Annotated in this window: 14 protein-coding genes and 1 other RNA gene; 9 read left to right on the forward strand and 6 right to left on the reverse strand. The window is 63.3% G+C overall.

Annotated features, from left to right (window positions below):
- Nucleotides 1-61 precede the first annotated feature (61 nt).
- The gene (locus EJ066_RS26530; protein WP_126042899.1) at nucleotides 62-373 is read right to left on the reverse strand and encodes a DUF2853 family protein; all 312 of its coding nucleotides are present in this window, start codon (nucleotides 371-373) and stop codon (nucleotides 62-64) included.
- A gap of 169 nt (nucleotides 374-542) precedes the next feature.
- Here EJ066_RS26530 and ssrA point away from each other — a divergent pair.
- Nucleotides 543-899: a transfer-messenger RNA gene (gene ssrA, locus EJ066_RS26535) on the forward strand.
- Nucleotides 900-1,817: 918 nt separating this feature from the next.
- Here ssrA and EJ066_RS26540 read toward each other — a convergent pair.
- Nucleotides 1,818-3,023 carry a multidrug effflux MFS transporter gene (locus EJ066_RS26540; protein WP_126042900.1) on the reverse strand — a complete coding sequence of 402 codons (1,206 nt, stop codon included), beginning with the start codon at nucleotides 3,021-3,023 and terminating at the stop codon, nucleotides 1,818-1,820.
- Between the two features lie 167 nt (nucleotides 3,024-3,190).
- Between EJ066_RS26540 and EJ066_RS26545 the strand changes: the two genes are divergently transcribed.
- From EJ066_RS26545 to EJ066_RS26560, 4 genes are all read left to right on the forward strand, one after another.
- A complete protein-coding gene (locus tag EJ066_RS26545) occupies nucleotides 3,191-3,880 on the forward strand; it encodes a TetR/AcrR family transcriptional regulator (RefSeq protein WP_126042901.1) in 690 nt (229 codons plus the stop codon).
- Between the two features lie 118 nt (nucleotides 3,881-3,998).
- Complete coding sequence (locus tag EJ066_RS26550; RefSeq protein WP_126042902.1) at nucleotides 3,999-4,532, forward strand: SspB family protein; 534 nt, start codon at nucleotides 3,999-4,001, stop codon at nucleotides 4,530-4,532.
- 18 nt (nucleotides 4,533-4,550) lie between these two features.
- Complete coding sequence (locus EJ066_RS26555) at nucleotides 4,551-4,796, forward strand: DUF4169 family protein (protein ID WP_126042903.1); 246 nt, start codon at nucleotides 4,551-4,553, stop codon at nucleotides 4,794-4,796.
- Nucleotides 4,797-4,816: 20 nt separating this feature from the next.
- The gene (locus EJ066_RS26560; RefSeq protein WP_126044055.1) at nucleotides 4,817-5,047 is read left to right on the forward strand and encodes a ribbon-helix-helix domain-containing protein; all 231 of its coding nucleotides are present in this window, start codon (nucleotides 4,817-4,819) and stop codon (nucleotides 5,045-5,047) included.
- A gap of 127 nt (nucleotides 5,048-5,174) precedes the next feature.
- Here the strand turns inward: EJ066_RS26560 and EJ066_RS26565 are convergent, their stop codons facing one another.
- Nucleotides 5,175-9,179: an AsmA-like C-terminal region-containing protein gene (locus EJ066_RS26565; RefSeq protein WP_126042904.1), complete on the reverse strand. Its 4,005-nt coding sequence runs from the start codon at nucleotides 9,177-9,179 to the stop codon at nucleotides 5,175-5,177.
- Nucleotides 9,180-9,280: 101 nt separating this feature from the next.
- Nucleotides 9,281-10,693 carry an FAD-linked oxidase C-terminal domain-containing protein gene (locus EJ066_RS26570; protein WP_126042905.1) on the reverse strand — a complete coding sequence of 471 codons (1,413 nt, stop codon included), beginning with the start codon at nucleotides 10,691-10,693 and terminating at the stop codon, nucleotides 9,281-9,283.
- 99 nt (nucleotides 10,694-10,792) lie between these two features.
- Between EJ066_RS26570 and EJ066_RS26575 the strand changes: the two genes are divergently transcribed.
- The 3 genes from EJ066_RS26575 to EJ066_RS26585 all read left to right on the forward strand — a co-directional run bounded on the left by EJ066_RS26575 (nucleotide 10,793) and on the right by EJ066_RS26585 (nucleotide 12,414).
- Complete coding sequence (locus tag EJ066_RS26575) at nucleotides 10,793-11,278, forward strand: thioesterase family protein (protein WP_126042906.1); 486 nt, start codon at nucleotides 10,793-10,795, stop codon at nucleotides 11,276-11,278.
- Between the two features lie 245 nt (nucleotides 11,279-11,523).
- Nucleotides 11,524-11,721 (forward strand): hypothetical protein, encoded by a 198-nt coding sequence (locus EJ066_RS26580; protein WP_008876617.1) that lies wholly within the window; start codon nucleotides 11,524-11,526, stop codon nucleotides 11,719-11,721.
- A gap of 162 nt (nucleotides 11,722-11,883) precedes the next feature.
- Nucleotides 11,884-12,414 carry a hypothetical protein gene (locus tag EJ066_RS26585; protein WP_126042907.1) on the forward strand — a complete coding sequence of 177 codons (531 nt, stop codon included), beginning with the start codon at nucleotides 11,884-11,886 and terminating at the stop codon, nucleotides 12,412-12,414.
- Between the two features lie 83 nt (nucleotides 12,415-12,497).
- Here the strand turns inward: EJ066_RS26585 and EJ066_RS26590 are convergent, their stop codons facing one another.
- Nucleotides 12,498-12,977 carry an Lrp/AsnC family transcriptional regulator gene (locus EJ066_RS26590; RefSeq protein ID WP_126042908.1) on the reverse strand — a complete coding sequence of 160 codons (480 nt, stop codon included), beginning with the start codon at nucleotides 12,975-12,977 and terminating at the stop codon, nucleotides 12,498-12,500.
- An 89-nt stretch (nucleotides 12,978-13,066) separates the two neighbouring features.
- On the opposite strand from EJ066_RS26590, the gene EJ066_RS26595 reads away from it, so the two are divergent.
- Nucleotides 13,067-13,990 carry a DMT family transporter gene (locus EJ066_RS26595; protein ID WP_126042909.1) on the forward strand — a complete coding sequence of 308 codons (924 nt, stop codon included), beginning with the start codon at nucleotides 13,067-13,069 and terminating at the stop codon, nucleotides 13,988-13,990.
- Nucleotides 13,991-13,998: 8 nt separating this feature from the next.
- Here the strand turns inward: EJ066_RS26595 and EJ066_RS26600 are convergent, their stop codons facing one another.
- The gene (locus tag EJ066_RS26600; protein WP_126042910.1) at nucleotides 13,999-14,919 is read right to left on the reverse strand and encodes a dienelactone hydrolase family protein; all 921 of its coding nucleotides are present in this window, start codon (nucleotides 14,917-14,919) and stop codon (nucleotides 13,999-14,001) included.
- Between the last annotated feature and the right edge of the window lie 3 nt (nucleotides 14,920-14,922).

Raw genomic sequence — 14,922 nt, forward strand, 5'->3', positions numbered from 1 at the left:
CGGCTGCACTCTGGGCTGGCGCGGAAATCGCGTCAGCATTCCGCCTGATGCAGGACGACAGTCAGAGGCTGGCGAGCTTGCCCAGGTCCTTGGCGACCAGGTAATAGAAGGTCACGCGGCTCTTGGTGTTGTCGGCCTCCATCGCCTTGCAGGTCTTTTCGATGGCCGCGTTCGCCTTGCTGCCGTCGGCGATGCCGAGCTTCTTGGCGACCCAGTTGTCCTTGACGCGCTCGAGTTCCTTGGGATCCGTGCAGGACACCAGCGAGGAGTCGCGGTTCCTGAGCGCAATGCCCAAATGCTTCACGATCTTGGCGACCGCGTCGGCGTCTGCCGCGGCATCGTATTTCTTCACGTCTGCGAGATAGTCGGCCATCAAATTTCCCCTCGTCGGCGCCACGGGATCCAGTCGATGAGGGTTGTGGCGCGCTGCCGCAAAATGTGCGCTAGGTCGGTAACTCCTCACCGCCGCAAAGCTTCGGTTGAGACCGTTCACGAGTCAACCCTTGGCGATGCTGTTTGACACAGCGACAAAGCGCGGTTGAGGCCTTTCATTTTCCATGATCGATCCCTATATTCGCGTTGTCGGCTTGACCGACTATGGCGATAAACAGGCGATGAAATAAGCCGTTCGGACCCGGGGGCGGTACCCGGCGCCTCCACCAAAAACCGCTCTTCGAAGAGCGGCTTTTGCTGGGGGCGAAATAGGATCGACGAAGGTGTAAAGATCGTACTTTTGCCCGGCATTGTACCACCGTTATCGGGCTAAACTTATAGTTGCCAACGACAACTATGCGGAAGCACGTCTCGCCGCGTAAGCGGTGCGATAGCTTCAATTCAAGCCCTAGTGGTTCGCACTTCTAGGCGGGGTTCGGAGGTACCTGGCAACAGAAACCTCCACTCCTCCTTTTCTCTCCCCTTCAACGTTTATCGCGGCAGCAGGCTTGCTGGCCGAATTCTCGCGCGTGCCAAATAACGGCCGCGAAGCTGTCTGCCCGGCTAAGGTGTGTTGAGAGTCAGGTCAGGCCGGCATCACCTGAATATCAACGCACCTTAACCGGTCATGCCACCGCTTCTCGGCGCTTCAAGGCCGAGCTGCTTTTGATCCAGAACAAAGAATCCGAGACCAGGTCTTGGTAAATAATCAGTGAATTTGTTGATGGAGAATATGGAAGGGGCGTTCCCATGCGTTTTGGAAAACTGGTTCTCAGCTGCAGGAAATTGGCGGTCACGGCAGCTCTACTTGTGATTGCTGGATGCTCTCAGACTACGGGTAGTATTCAAGCTTCCCCTGCTTCCAACATCATGGGCCCTCAATGTCATCGCTCAGTCCCACTCGGCGTATTCGACAAAACCTGTGACGAACCGCGAGTTGGCTTCAAAAACTTCTCGCCGCCACCCATCGTCACTGGCCTTTGATCGGGTGACAACCTGGAACAGCACGCTTCTGGTTCGCGCCTCGCAATTGGGTCTTGCGCTTGGACTTGCTCGTGGCACACGAGGATATGCTACCACTGCAAGCACTGTTGCGATCTTCAAGATCCTGGCTGCTGGAACGAAAGCGGCTCACCGTCAACGTCTCTTGGGCAGAGGCGGCGCAAACGGCGAGCGACCGAGGGGCGGCGCGATGAGCACCAGAACCGTGGCAGTCTGGAACGTGATCTGCATCCCGCGCGGCTGCGGCGGGTGTTCAGGCCGCCCAGGCCTCCCGGCACATCGCTGGTTGCGGGTCCCTGCGCGCGGAGATTTCAACCTTTTCGCAGACATGAAAAAGGCCGGGAACGGGTCCGGCCTTTTTTCTTTCGTCGGTAGCAATTGCCTTATTCGGCCGGCGCTTCGGCAACCTCGCGACCGCGGCCGAGCGTCACCTTGGCCAGCGTGAAGGAGATCACCGCGCATAGCGTGATGCCGGCCACCATCGGCAGCGGCGTGCCGTCGAAGAACACGCCGGCGATGCCCATGGCGACCGCACCGATGGCGAAATGCAGCGTGCCCATCAGCGCCGAAGCCGTACCGGCGATCGCGCCATGCTCCTCCATGGCCAGCACCGAAGTCGTCGGGATCACCAGGCCGAGGAATCCGTAGCCGATGAACAGCAGCGCCGCCATCACGTCGAGCCGGTCGACGCCGGACGCCATCACCGCGAACAGCACCACCATCGTCGTCGCATAACCGACCACCGCGACCCGCACCACGGGCCTTAGCCCGAACCGTTCGGACAGTACCCCCGTCAACTGCGACATGCCGATGAAGGCGACCGCGTTGATCGAGAAGAACACGCTGTAGACCGATGGCGACAGCCCATAGTGGTCGATCAGGATGAAGGAGGAGCTCGACAGATAGACGAAGAAGCTCGCGATCCCGAAGCCGGCGATAGCCGTCAGGCCAAGGAAGTTGCGGTCGCCCATCAGGAAGCGGTAGGCCGAGAGCGCGGTGCCGAACGAACTGCCTGCACGCGCCTCGACCGGCCGTGTTTCCTTGAGCGAGGTCGCCAGCAGGATGGTCGCGAGCACCGCCCCACCGGTCACCGTCCAGAACACGGCACGCCAGCCGAAATTCTCGATGATCTGGCTGCCGGTCAGCGGCGCCAGGATCGGCGACACCGAAAACACCAGCATCAAGAGCGACATCAGCTTGGCAGCGTCGGTGCCGGTGTGCAGGTCACGCACGATGGCGCGCGGTACCGCCATGCCTGCGCTGGCGCCGAGCCCCTGCAGGAAACGGAAGGCGATCAGCCATTCGATCGAAGGTGCCAGCGCCGAGCCGATGCCGCCGACCATGAACAGCGCGAGACCGCCATAGAGCGGCAGCTTGCGCCCGACCATGTCGGAGATCGGCCCGACGACGATCTGGCCAAAACCCATGGACAGAAAGAAGATCAGCAAACTCATCTGCACGGCAGCGGTGCCGGCCTGCAAATCCGCGCCGATCGAAGGCAACGCCGGAAGATACATGTCGATGGCGAACGGACCGATGGCGGTCAACAGGCCGAGCACGACCGCAATGCGGAGGAATTGGGGACTCATGATAGCAGGCTTCTTTCAAATCTGGTTACCGCCGCCGACCGGCGCAAACCCTAGGACGTTCCATCCCGTGAAATTCAGACTCTACTGCCGAGTCGAAATCTCTTTGTATTAAGTCCACAAATTTAGACACCCTTGTCTAATTCGTCAATCACCTCTATATAGTTTTCATGAAGCTGAACGTTTCTCCTGACACGATCCCGCCACGCGGCCATGAGGCCAAGCGCATCTCCATCATGGACGCTGCCGGCAAGGTGTTCTGCCGCGAGAGCTTCGCCGGCGCCAACATCGACATGATTGCCGCCGAGGCCGGCGTTTCGCGCCAGACGATCTATAACCACCATGGCGACAAGGAGAATCTCTTCGTCGCCATCGTCCGCGACCTCACCGAGCGCTGCAATGCCGGCATCTTCGCCACCATTTCGACTTTTCCGGACCAGCCTGGGGATCTCGAGGCCGACCTGATCGCCTTCGCCGTGCGCATGAACCGAAACTGTGTCTGCAACCGCGATGGAAAATTCCTGCGCAAGCTGATCCAGACCGAGGGCGAGCGCTATCCCGAGCTCTTCGCCGAATGGCGCGAACAGGGACCGGGCCAGACATGGCCGGCGATCGCCGCCCGTTTTGCCCGCCTCGCCCATGCCGGTTTCCTCGACATCGACGATCCCGACGTCACGGCACGCCAGTTCCTGGCACTCGCCAATGCCGAATTGCAGACGACCTTCATGCTCGGCGGCACGCCATCGGATGAGGAGGTGCTGCAGTCCGCGACACACGGCGTCCGCACCTTCCTGCGCGCCTTCGGCAAACGCCAGCCGGTGGCCGATGCACAAGAGCACAGCCCGCTCGCTGACGCCTGAGCGATCAAATCTCGGCCATCGCCCCCTCGCATCTGCGCCATCGGCTGTATATCCGGTTTACGCCGCGCTCAAGCTTGATTACAGCTATGCGGACGATTCAACGGAACCCGACAGCCACATGGCCGACGACCACATCCGCTACGACATTCTGGCCCAGGAGGCATTGCGCGGCGTCATGCGCAAGGTCCTGGCCGAAGTCGCGCGCACCGGCCTTCCCGGCAACCATCATTTCTTCATCACGTTCCTGACCGGTGCCCCGGGCGTGCGCGTGTCTTCGAGGCTGCGCGAGCGTTATCCCGAACAGATGACGATCGTCATCCAGTTCCAGTATTGGGACCTGAAGGTGAGCGACACCGGCTTCGAGGTCGGGCTGTCTTTCTCCGACGTGCCGGAAAAGCTGGAGATCCCGTTCTCGGCGGTGCGCGGCTTCTACGACCCGTCCGTCAATTTCGAGCTCGAATTCGACGTGAAGACGGAAACCTCGGCAGACGAGGGATCGGCCGGCCAGCCCGCTCCCGAAGCGCTAGCCGCCGTCGCCGAGAAAAAGCCTGAGAAGAAGAAGGCCGCTGAGACCGAAAAGAAGCCTGCCGTGGCCGACGCCGCCGCCAAGGGTGCCGAAGTGGTGTCGCTCGACGCCTTCCGCAAGAAGTGATCCGACGAGCCGCGCGACATGGCCGATATCGTCAATCTCCGCCATGCCCGCAAGCAGAAGGCGCGCGCCGAGAAGGAACGCCTGGCCGAACAGAACCGGGCGTTGCACGGCCGTTCCACGGCTGACCGGGAGCGTAACCGGCTGAACGCCGAGAAGACCGAAAGATTCGTCGCCGGCCATCGCCGCGAACCCTCGGGCGATCCGCATTCCCCGAGCATCGGACCGAAAAGTGCGTTGCGGTTTTCGGATAAATCCGATGCTTGAAATGGAATGAGTCACGCCCGGTGAGCCCGGTCGAGAAACGCTCGGTGACCATTCGCGGCCATCGCACCAGCTATTCGCTCGAAAAGCCCTTTTTCGACGATCTCGTCGCCATTGCGGCTGCGCGAAAACTGACGCTCGCCGCTCTCGTCGCTGAAATCGACGAGGCCCGGCCGCGCGATGCCAACCTGTCCTCGGCGCTTCGGCTCTACGTCCTGGATTGGGCGAAGCGGGGGACGAAAAGTTCTTTCTAGATCACGATCCCAAACCGAACGCCCGCGTCAGCGAAAAGTGTGAGCCGGTTCGGATAAGATCATCGTCAAACAAGATGGAGCCTATCCCGTTTCTACAGGGATGGAACGGCGCAGACTCTAGATCGAGCTATCCGCCGCCCAGCGACTTCAGCAGATTGTCGATCGACGAGGGTTCAAGCTTTGGCCCGGATTCTGCTGGCGGCGGATTGTCATTTGCCGGCGGCTGAGGCGCGCGCTCCACTTTCCGCGCCCGCGCCGCGGCGGCCCTGCGTTCGGCGTCGAGCTTCGCCTTTTCCTCCGCAGCGATCCGCATCGCCTCTTCCGCCCTCTGGCGTTGCTGTTCCTCGGCCTTCGCCGCCTCGTCGGCCACCTTTCGCGCCGCCTCGGCCTTCGCTTCGGCATCCGCTTTGGCCTTTGCGTCCGCCTCGGCCTTGGCTTTGGCCTCGGCTTCAGCCCTCGCCTGCGCATCCGCCCTGGCCTTCGCCTCTGCCTCGGCCCGAGCCTTCGCCTCTGCTTCAGCCCGAGCCTTTGCCTCGGCTTGAGCCCTTGCCTCGGCTTCTGCCTTCGCCCTGGCATCCGCCTCGGCTTGCAGCCGCGCCGCTTCCTGCTGCTTGCGCAATTCCTCGGCTGCCCTGTCACGCTCGGCTTGCAGGGCCGCGTAGTAACGCACCTCGCGCCGCAGCCGCTGTTTTTCAAGCAGTGCCGCCTGCATGGCCTCGACCCGCTGCTGCTCCTTTTCCAACGCGCGCTGGGTCAGGAATTGCGCCAGCGGCTCGCTGTCGAATTGCCGTCTCAAAGCGCCGAACGGCCCGCCGACGCTGAAATTCACAGTCGGGTCGGAGCCGACCAGCGCTTCGTCGCCGGGCCGATACGTGATCGAACCACTGGTGGCGACCGTGCTGGCGTTCAGGTCCGCCGTGATGTCGGCGGACAGCGCCGCCGCCGGATTTTCAAGATTGACCGGCGGCGCCCTCAGCATGCCGCCGGCAATTGTGAAGGCGATGTCGGTATCCCCAGCCGGAAACCTGCCGTCCGCGGCGATCTGCGGCGCGAAAACGGCTGTCTTTTCTGCATCGACATCGCGCCCGATCGCATCGGCCTTGGCGATGAAGGCGCCAAAGGCGTCTGGATTGACGCCGGCAATGGTCAAGCCCTTCAGCGCCGCCGTGCCGGAACCGGACAGCGCCGCAACCATCGCGTCGACCGATTTGCCGCTGGTCGAAAGCGCCGCCGAGAAATCGCCGCTGCCGCTGATGCCGGCCTGTGGCAGCACGGTCGCCAGATCGGCGCCGGCAAGTTTCATCTGACCGGAGAAAAGTCCGGTGCCATCATTGTTCTTCAGCTCGAACAGCCCGGAAAGCGCGCCGCCGGAGAACTTTGCCTTGAGGTCCGAAACGCGGATGCCTTCCTGGTCGAGCGCCAGCGCCAGCGCCGCGTCATAGGCCGTTGCGAGCGGGCCGACGGCCAGCGATGCTGCGGTCAGGTCGAGGTCGGCGGTGAACGTCAGGCTGGATTTCTGGCTGAATGGGGCGTTCGGCCAGGCTCCGCCGGTGCCCAGCAAGGCCTGGTCGCCCAACAGCGTCACCGCCATCGGGTCGAGATCCAGTTCATCGAGCGCCAGCGCGCCGGCAAGATGCGGCAGCCCGTCCTTGACGTCGACATTGACGTCACCGGAAACCGCCGCCTCGTTGATGGCGCCGCTAAGGCCGGACAGCACCAGAAGGCCGCTGCCGAAGTCGGCGTCGGCCGTAAGCCATGTCGACATGCCCGTCCCCATGCCCGGCAGACCGACGCCTGTCGTCATCAGCCACGGTTCGATGTCGGCGGCCTCCAGGCTTATCTTGCCCTTGGCGGTGGGGCCTTGTGGCGTACCGGCGACCGTCCCGTCGAAGCCGGCCTTGAAGTCGTCGCCGGCTAGATTGAAGCTGGTCGCCATGCCGCCGCCAAGCGTGCCTTTCGCCGAGACATCGGTGGTCGCCTCGCCAAGCATGCCAAGCGGCAGCGCCGGCAGGCCGTAAAGCGCCAGAAGCGCGGTGGCGTCGGCATTCCTGGCGTTGAAGGTCAGCGCCACTGGCGCCTCGAGAAGCCGATCGCCCACCCCTTTGCCCGACAGCGACGCCGAAAACGCCGAGCCGCCGGCCTTGCCTTGCGCGCTGACCGCAAGCCCTGTCGTGCCGTCGCCATTGGCGGCGGCACTCGTCACCAGATCGATGCGCGCATCCTGGAACAGCTCAGGATAGGCCGCCGTGCGTGCCGCCAGTCCCTTCAGCACGGCATTGTCCGGATAGTGCCGCGCCGCTACGTCCACCAATGGCTTGAGGTCGACGGCGACGACGGAGGCATCGAGCTTGCCGGTCGGGCTCACTGGGAAATCCTTGATCCGGCCGGTGGCGCTGATCGAGGCGCCGGCAAGCCCGCCAACCGAGAGCCGGTCGATTTCGAGCAGACCGTCGCGCAGTCGAAGCGCCGTATCGACCGTATCGGCGGTCAACCCGCCGGCATTGACCGGCCCGGCCCTGATCTGGAAATCGAGGTCGCGGTCGGAAAAACGGTTGGAGCCCTTGTCGCTGATGAAGATCGAGGCGAAGGCGGCGAGGCCGTCGACATCGAGTTCGCCCCCTTCGAGCCGCATCAGCACCGACGGCCTGGCGTCGTCGGGCTGGCTGGAATCGATACGGCCGGAAAATCTCGCCTTGCCGAGAACGAGCTCGAGGTCGCTGAAGGCCTGGCGCTTTTCGCTCAGCTCGACCTCGGCCTTGAAGCCGGCGGCCGGCAGCCGGCGGATCGCCTCGTCGACATCCTTCGACAACCAGGCGGCAAAGCCGGAAGGCTGCCCCACGGCCAGAAGCAGCGAACCGGTGAAGCCGAAATGATCCTCGACGCTGAGCATGCCGTTTGCTTCGAGCCTGGTGCGGCCGGGGAGCGTCGCGGCCAGCGACTTCACCGACCAGCCGCCATCGGCCGGCTCGGCGGAAAGGCGCACATCGCGAACCGTTGTGTCGCCGGCCAACACCGCCGGCAGCCTCACCTCGACGGTGCCCGGTATGGTCGGCTTGGGCAGATCGTGCAGTGCCTGCTCCAGCGCCGTGACACGCTCGGACAGCGTCAATCCGGTCGCGGCGCCGACGGCTTCATCGAACTGCACCTGCGCGCCATCGGCCTCGATCGAAAAGCGTGGGTTCGGCCCAAGGTCGACGGCAGCCTTGCCGTCGGCGGTGTAGGGATTGTCGAGCGGCCCGGTCTCGAAGCGGAATTCGTCGACGCCAAGCTTCCGGTGGTCGAGCGAGAACTTGCCGTTCAGCCTGAACCCCGGCTCCGGCCTGCCCGCGTTGGCCTTCGTCGTCCCGCCGTCGGTGCCGTCAGGCTGCGCCGAGCCCTTGTCGGCGTCATTCTTGTCGGAGCCTGCGACCTTGAACTGGCCCGAATAGGTCGCGGCACCGTTGACGATACCGGCATTGCCGTCGGCCTCGATGACCAGCGGATAGGCGTCCGGACCGGCCTTGAGCCGAACCCGCATCTGGCCGTCGCCACCGGCCTTGCCGGTGGAGGCGACGACCGTGCTGCGCAGGCCGTCGAGCCGCAGCGAACCATCCATCCGCCAAGGTCCGGCCAGCGATCTGGCGGAGATCGTTGAATTGATCTCTGAAAGGAGATGGCTGCGCCCGCCGGCTGCATGGCGCAGCGCGATCTCTCCGTCCGTCACCGTCAGCTTCTCGATCGAGATCTGGCCGGGATCGAAGGGCGAGGACGGGCGTATCGCCCAGTCCACCGTACCATCGGCGGCAACGTCGATCGTCGCCTTCGGCCGCACCAGCCGCATATCGAAGATCAGCACCTCGCCACTCAGGAAGGGCGCCAGTTCGGCATCCATCGAAAAGGTCTCGACGGTCATTGCCGGCTGGCCGCCGGGGCCGCCGGCGACGGTGACGTTCGAGAAGGTCACCGACGGAAACGGCAGCAGCCTCGCCGTCGCATCGCCCTGAACGGTGACCTTGCGGCCGAGAATCGCGCTCGCCTCGCGCTCGAAATCAGCACGGTAGCCCGTCCAGTCGATAAAATACGGCACCACCAGCGCCGCGCACAGCACCAGCACGAAAAGGCCACCGAAGATCACGAACAGGCGTGCGAGCATCAGCTCCCGAGCAATCGATTGAAATCAGCCGCACTCTACCCGCATCCGCGTGTCGATAAAGAGGCAATTCCATTGCCAAAGGCCCCAAGAGCAAAGCGGCTCTAGTCGGCGGGCAATATCTTCCCAGGGTTCATGATATCAAGCGGGTCGAGCGCCTGCTTGATCGTGCGCATAATGTCGACGCCATGGCCGAGTTCATGGCGCAGGAAACCGACCTTGCCCTGCCCGATGCCGTGCTCGCCGGTGCAGGTTCCATCCATGCCGATCGCCCGCATGTTCAGCCGCGCCACGAATTCTTCCGTCAGCGCGACTTCCTTCGGATCGTCCGCGTCCATCAGCACCAGCACATGGAAATTGCCGTCACCGGCATGGCCGACGATCGGCGCGATCAACCCCATCTCGGCGATGTCGGCCTCTGTCTCGGTGACGCATTCGGCAAAGCGCGAGATCGGCACGCAGACGTCGGTCGACAGGCCCTTGGCGCCGGGCCTGAGCGTCAGCGACGACCAATAGGCGTCGTGCCTGGCCTTCCACAGCTTCGTCCGCTCCTCGGCGACGCTGGTCCACAGGAACGGTCCGCCGCTATACTCCTCCGCGATCGCGCCGAAGGTCTCGGCCTGTTCGGCAACGCCGGCATCGCTGCCATGGAATTCGACGAACAGGCATGGGCTCTCCGGATAGTCGAGCTTCGAATAGCTCTTCATCGCCCGCATCTGCAGCGCGTTGACCAGTTCGATGCGGGCCACCGGAATGCCCATCTGGATCGTTGCGATCACCGCATTGCAGGCCGCCTCGACGCTGGGAAACGGGCAGACGCCGCCGGAAATCGCTTGCGGAATGCCCTGCAGCTTCAGGGTCAGCGAGGTGATGATGCCGAGCGTGCCTTCGGAGCCGATCAGGAGCCGCGTCAGATCGTAGCCGGCCGAGCTCTTTTTTGCACGCTTGCCGGTCGTCACTGTCTCGCCGTCGGCCATCACCGCCGTCAGCGACAACACATTCTCGCGCATCGTGCCGTAGCGCACCGCATTGGTGCCCGACGCCCGCGTTGCCGCCATGCCGCCGAGCGACGCATTGGCGCCCGGATCGATCGGAAAAAACAGGCCGGTGTCGCGCAGATGCCGGTTGAGATCCTCGCGCGTGACGCCGGGCTCTACGGTGCAGTCAAGATCCTGCGGATTGACCTCGATGATGCGGTTCATTCGCGAGGTATCGACGGAGATGCCGCCGCCAGGTGCGTTGGTATGGCCTTCCAGCGAGGAGCCGACGCCGAAGGCGATCACCGGCACGCGGTGCGCAGCGCAAGCACGCACGATCTCCTGCACCTCGGCCGTCGTCTCGGGGAAGGCGACGCCGTCCGGCGCCTGGGTCGGGATGTAGGTGGTCGTATGCGCGTGCTGGGCGCGGATCGCCTCGCCGGTCTGGAACCGCTCGCCGAGCCGCTGCTTGAGGATGCCGAGCACCGCGGCGATCCCTTCTTCGTTGCGTTCGACCGGATTGAGGTCGCTCAGAGCCATCGATTCCTCCGCGAATGGACCAGTGCCCACCCTTGTTATGGATTTATGGATGCGTAGTCTCGTCAACCACGATCTGTCCAGCCAGAAGGAAGTTTTTTGATGCCCATCCCTGCCCCTTTCGTCTCTCGCGCCATGGACATCGAGAAGGGCTGGATCGACTACAACGGTCATCTCAACATGGCCTATTATAACGTGCTGTTCGACCGCTGCTCCGACGAAGCCTTCGAAATGATGGGGATGGGGCTGGATTATGTGAAGCAGCGGCGGCTGACCATCTACACGGCGGAAGTCCATGTCTGCTACGTCCAGGAACTGCATCTCGACCACAAGGTCGCCGTCTCCTTCCAGCTCCTCGACCATGATGACAAGCGTCTCAGGGCCTACCAGGAAATCCGCCACATCGACGGCTGGCTCGCCGCCACGTCCGAATCGCTCTCGCTGCATGTCGACATGTCCGGCCCGAAAGTGGCACCCTTCCCGGCCGATGTCCTAACCAAGGTGGAAGCCATCCGCGCCGCCCACGCGGCGCTGCCGATGCCCGAGCGCGCCGGCCGTTCGATCGGCATCAAGGCGCGCCGCGTTTGAAGGAGACTTGCGGTAATAAGTCCTTGTTTTCACTCATGTTGTTGCCTCAAAGCCACTATGCGCGGTTGAGCGACGGGCATTCGCCCTCAAGACGGCTTGAACCGCGAACCGGCCGCCGTTAACCTTACCGAGTTTTTAACGTGAACAAGCCGAATTGAGGCGTTGAACGACTCAGCGCGGCGTTGGAAAACCCTCCGCATCGGATTGATACGGGGGGCGGAGCTGAAGCGGTTCGGGGAACGTGCATGAAAACCGACATCAAGGTCGAGGCGGACAGGCTGGCGGCCGATCCACGCATCAGCGACTATGATTTCTGGCGCTCGCTGAAGAACCTCAACAACGAGATTTTTCACATCGCCAACAACAACGAGCCGATCCCTTTCGCCATGATCCGCTGGCGTGCCATCCTGAAGCAGGCGCGTTCGAAGCGCGGGCATGCCTAGCGCCGCCATTGTAAAATAGTTCCCGGCCGCGCTGCCTCATCCGCTTGCCGGCACCTACTCGCCATCGCGCCAACGCGTTCCCGCGACGGTTATAGAGTCGTTGAATTGCATTGTATAATCCCTGCCGATATGGATTGCTGGCGGATCGCAATGGAGATGCGGATGGCGAAGGGCTCGCTATCTGAAATCGAAGCAGGATTGCCGATATGGGCGGCGGCAATCGCCAATAGACTTGACTTCTTCCGGCGCAGACATTCCAGCAAACGCAGCATTGGCAAGTTGACAGTCGTTCTGGCCGCGCTTCGCCGCCGCGTCGCCGCACCAGATGGCGGGCATGAGACTCTCCTTGCTTTTCTGCACGCCTGCCTAGCGTTGCTTGAAGAGGCAGCGGCCTTGCGAGCGGACCTCGCGAGTATCGCCCGTGACTTGGCAACGCTGTGTGATATGGCGCGAACATCCCTTGACGGCGATTGCGACGATCGGCCGTTGATCGCCCACGAGGACAATATGAAGGGTTTGTCTGGTGCATCACGCTGGGCCGCCCAAGTGCCAGGTCGCGTGGTTTGGTTGGCTGCTATGGCTGCCGAAGTACCTGATGCAGAAGCCGAAGCTGCCATTATGCTGGTGAATGACCTAGCTTCCGTTGATTCGGACTTTCCTCTGCGCGCCCTTCACACGGCTGTACGAGCGTGAGCGTCGTCTTGCGGCTTCTGGCTCTGCTCCGGTGCAACCGCTGTTGCCAACTCACTCACGAATAATCGCCTCTCTCTTGAACATTAAGGCAGCCGCTTCACCGCCTCCAGCGGCGAACGCGCCACCACCGGTGACGACTGGATGATCGCGGTGTTGGTCATCGCATAGGGAATGATCCGGTCGATCACCCGTTCGAGTTCGGCCACCGAGCCGACATGCGCCAGCGCGATGAAACAGTCCTCGCCGGTCACCCGGTCGCATTGCGCGATTTCCGGCAAGTCGCGGATGATCTCGGCCACAACGGCCAATTGCCCCGGCACCGGCCTGATCCGCAGCCATGCCGACAGCTTCATGCCGAGCGCGGCCGGGTTGATCCGCACCGTATAGGCCTCGATCACGCCACTCTCCTGCAGCCGCCGGATGCGCTCGGCCACGCTCGGTGCCGACAGGCCGACCGAGCGCGCCAGTTCGGCGGTGCTGGTGCGCGCATCCTTTTCCAGCAGGCGCAGGATTTTCAGATCAGCCGCATCCAGATCGGTATTTTCGTTTCGAAGGCGTTTCAACGAAAACTCCTTGCTTTCGGGAAGAGAACTACCTCTCTTGCTGATTATCATCCATGTAAACCGGCAAGATCGCCTGCGATAATGACTGCATGGAAGATCGAACACAAGCACCCGCTGCAATCCCTGCCCTCGCCGGCCCTGCCTTTGGCAAGCTGGCGACTTCGCTGCCGCCGCATGTCTGGTTCGGTGTCAGCGCCGTGTTCCATTATCTCGGCCCGGCTTTCGCGGTGCTGCTTTTCCCGCATGTCGGCGTGCTCGGCATGGCCTGGCTGCGCATCGTCACGGCCGCCCTTGCCTTCGCGCCGCTGACCCGGCCCTGGACGGTCTTCGCTCGCGCCGACCGGCCGACACGGCTGCTGCTGCTCGCCTTTGGCGCCTGCCTCGGCGTGATGAATTGCTCCTTCTACCTGGCGCTCGACCGTCTGCCGATTTCGTTGGTCGCGGCGATCGAATTCGTCGGCACCATCGGCGTCGCGCTTGTCGGCGTCAGAAGCCCGCGCAATCTCGCAGCCCTTGCCGTCGCCGTCATCGGCACCTTGCTGCTGATCGATGTCAAATGGTCAAGCGACCCGATCGGCCTGTTCTGGGCCTTCCTCAACGGCGCGCTGTTCGTTGGCTACATCGTGCTTGGCCATCGCGTCGCCCGCGCCGGCGCCGGCGACGGCATCGCCGGCCTGGGCGCCGCCATGGCGGTCGCCTTCCTCATCGTGCTGCCGATCGGCTTCACCGATGCGCTGCCGGCTTTCTCGGCGCCGCCGCTGCTCATCGCCGCCATCGGCGTCGGCATCTGCTCGTCGGTCATCCCCTACATCTGCGACCAGCTTGCCATGTCGCGGCTGCCGCGATCAAGCTTCGCGCTGATGCTGTCGCTGCTGCCGGTCACCGCCACCCTGATCGGCGTCATTGTGCTCCGCCAGATACCCAGCCCTACCGATTGCCTCGGCATCGCGCTGGTGGTGGCCGGCGTCGCTTTCCACAAACCCGCGCCACAGACCGGTGCCACAGACCGGTGAATGACTGATCAGGCCAGTTTCTGCCTGAGGAAGACGCTCGTCCGGCCCCAGGCGAGATCCGCGGCGTTCTTGTCGTAGCGGGCCGCGGACGTGTCATTATTGAAGGCATGATTGGCACCTTCATAGACATAGACCGTGTACTCGATCTTGGCCGCATCGAGTTCCTTTTTGAAGGCGTCGATACCGGCATTGATGCGGGTGTCGAGCCCGGCATAGTGCAGCAGCAGCGCCGCCTTGATCTTCGGCACATCCTCGGCCTTCGGTTGCATGCCGTAATAGGCGACAGCGGCGGCCAGGTCCGGCGCGTTGGCAGCCAGCGTGTTCACCGTGCCGCCGCCCCAGCAGAAGCCGACCGCGCCGACCTTGCCGTTGCCATCCTCGTAGCCTTTGAGAAAAGCGACCGTTGCGACCGCATTGGCAACGGTCTGCGCCGGATCGAGCTTGGAAAACTGGTCACGTGCCTTGTCCTCGTCGGCCGGCGTGCCGCCGAGCGGCGACAGGAAGTCCGGGGCAAGCGCCACGAACCCTTCCAGCGCCACGCGCCGCGCCACATCGCGTATGTGCGGGTTGAGCCCCCGGTTCTCGTGCACGACGATGACGGTGCCGAGCTTGCCGGACTGGCCGGCCGGCTTGACCAGATAGCCCTTCATCTCGCCACCGCTGCCGGGATAGCTGATGTCCTCGCCCGTCACGCGTGAATCGTCCTCGGCAACGATCGCCGCCCGGGCGGAATTCGCCGCCAGCAGCGGTGCGATCGCGGCGGCCGCAGCACCTGATCCGGCAAGCCTGGTCAACTGTTCCATGAAGCGCCGCCGGTCGAGCGTCAGATGCGTGTATTCGTCATAGGCGTCGATCATCGCCTGAGTAATGGCAGGTCTCGTAATGGCGGGTCTCGTGGCGGCCGGGCTGGCAGGGATCGGTTTTGTCATGGC

The organism is Mesorhizobium sp. M9A.F.Ca.ET.002.03.1.2 (genome assembly GCF_003952365.1).
Lineage (GTDB): Bacteria > Pseudomonadota > Alphaproteobacteria > Rhizobiales > Rhizobiaceae > Mesorhizobium.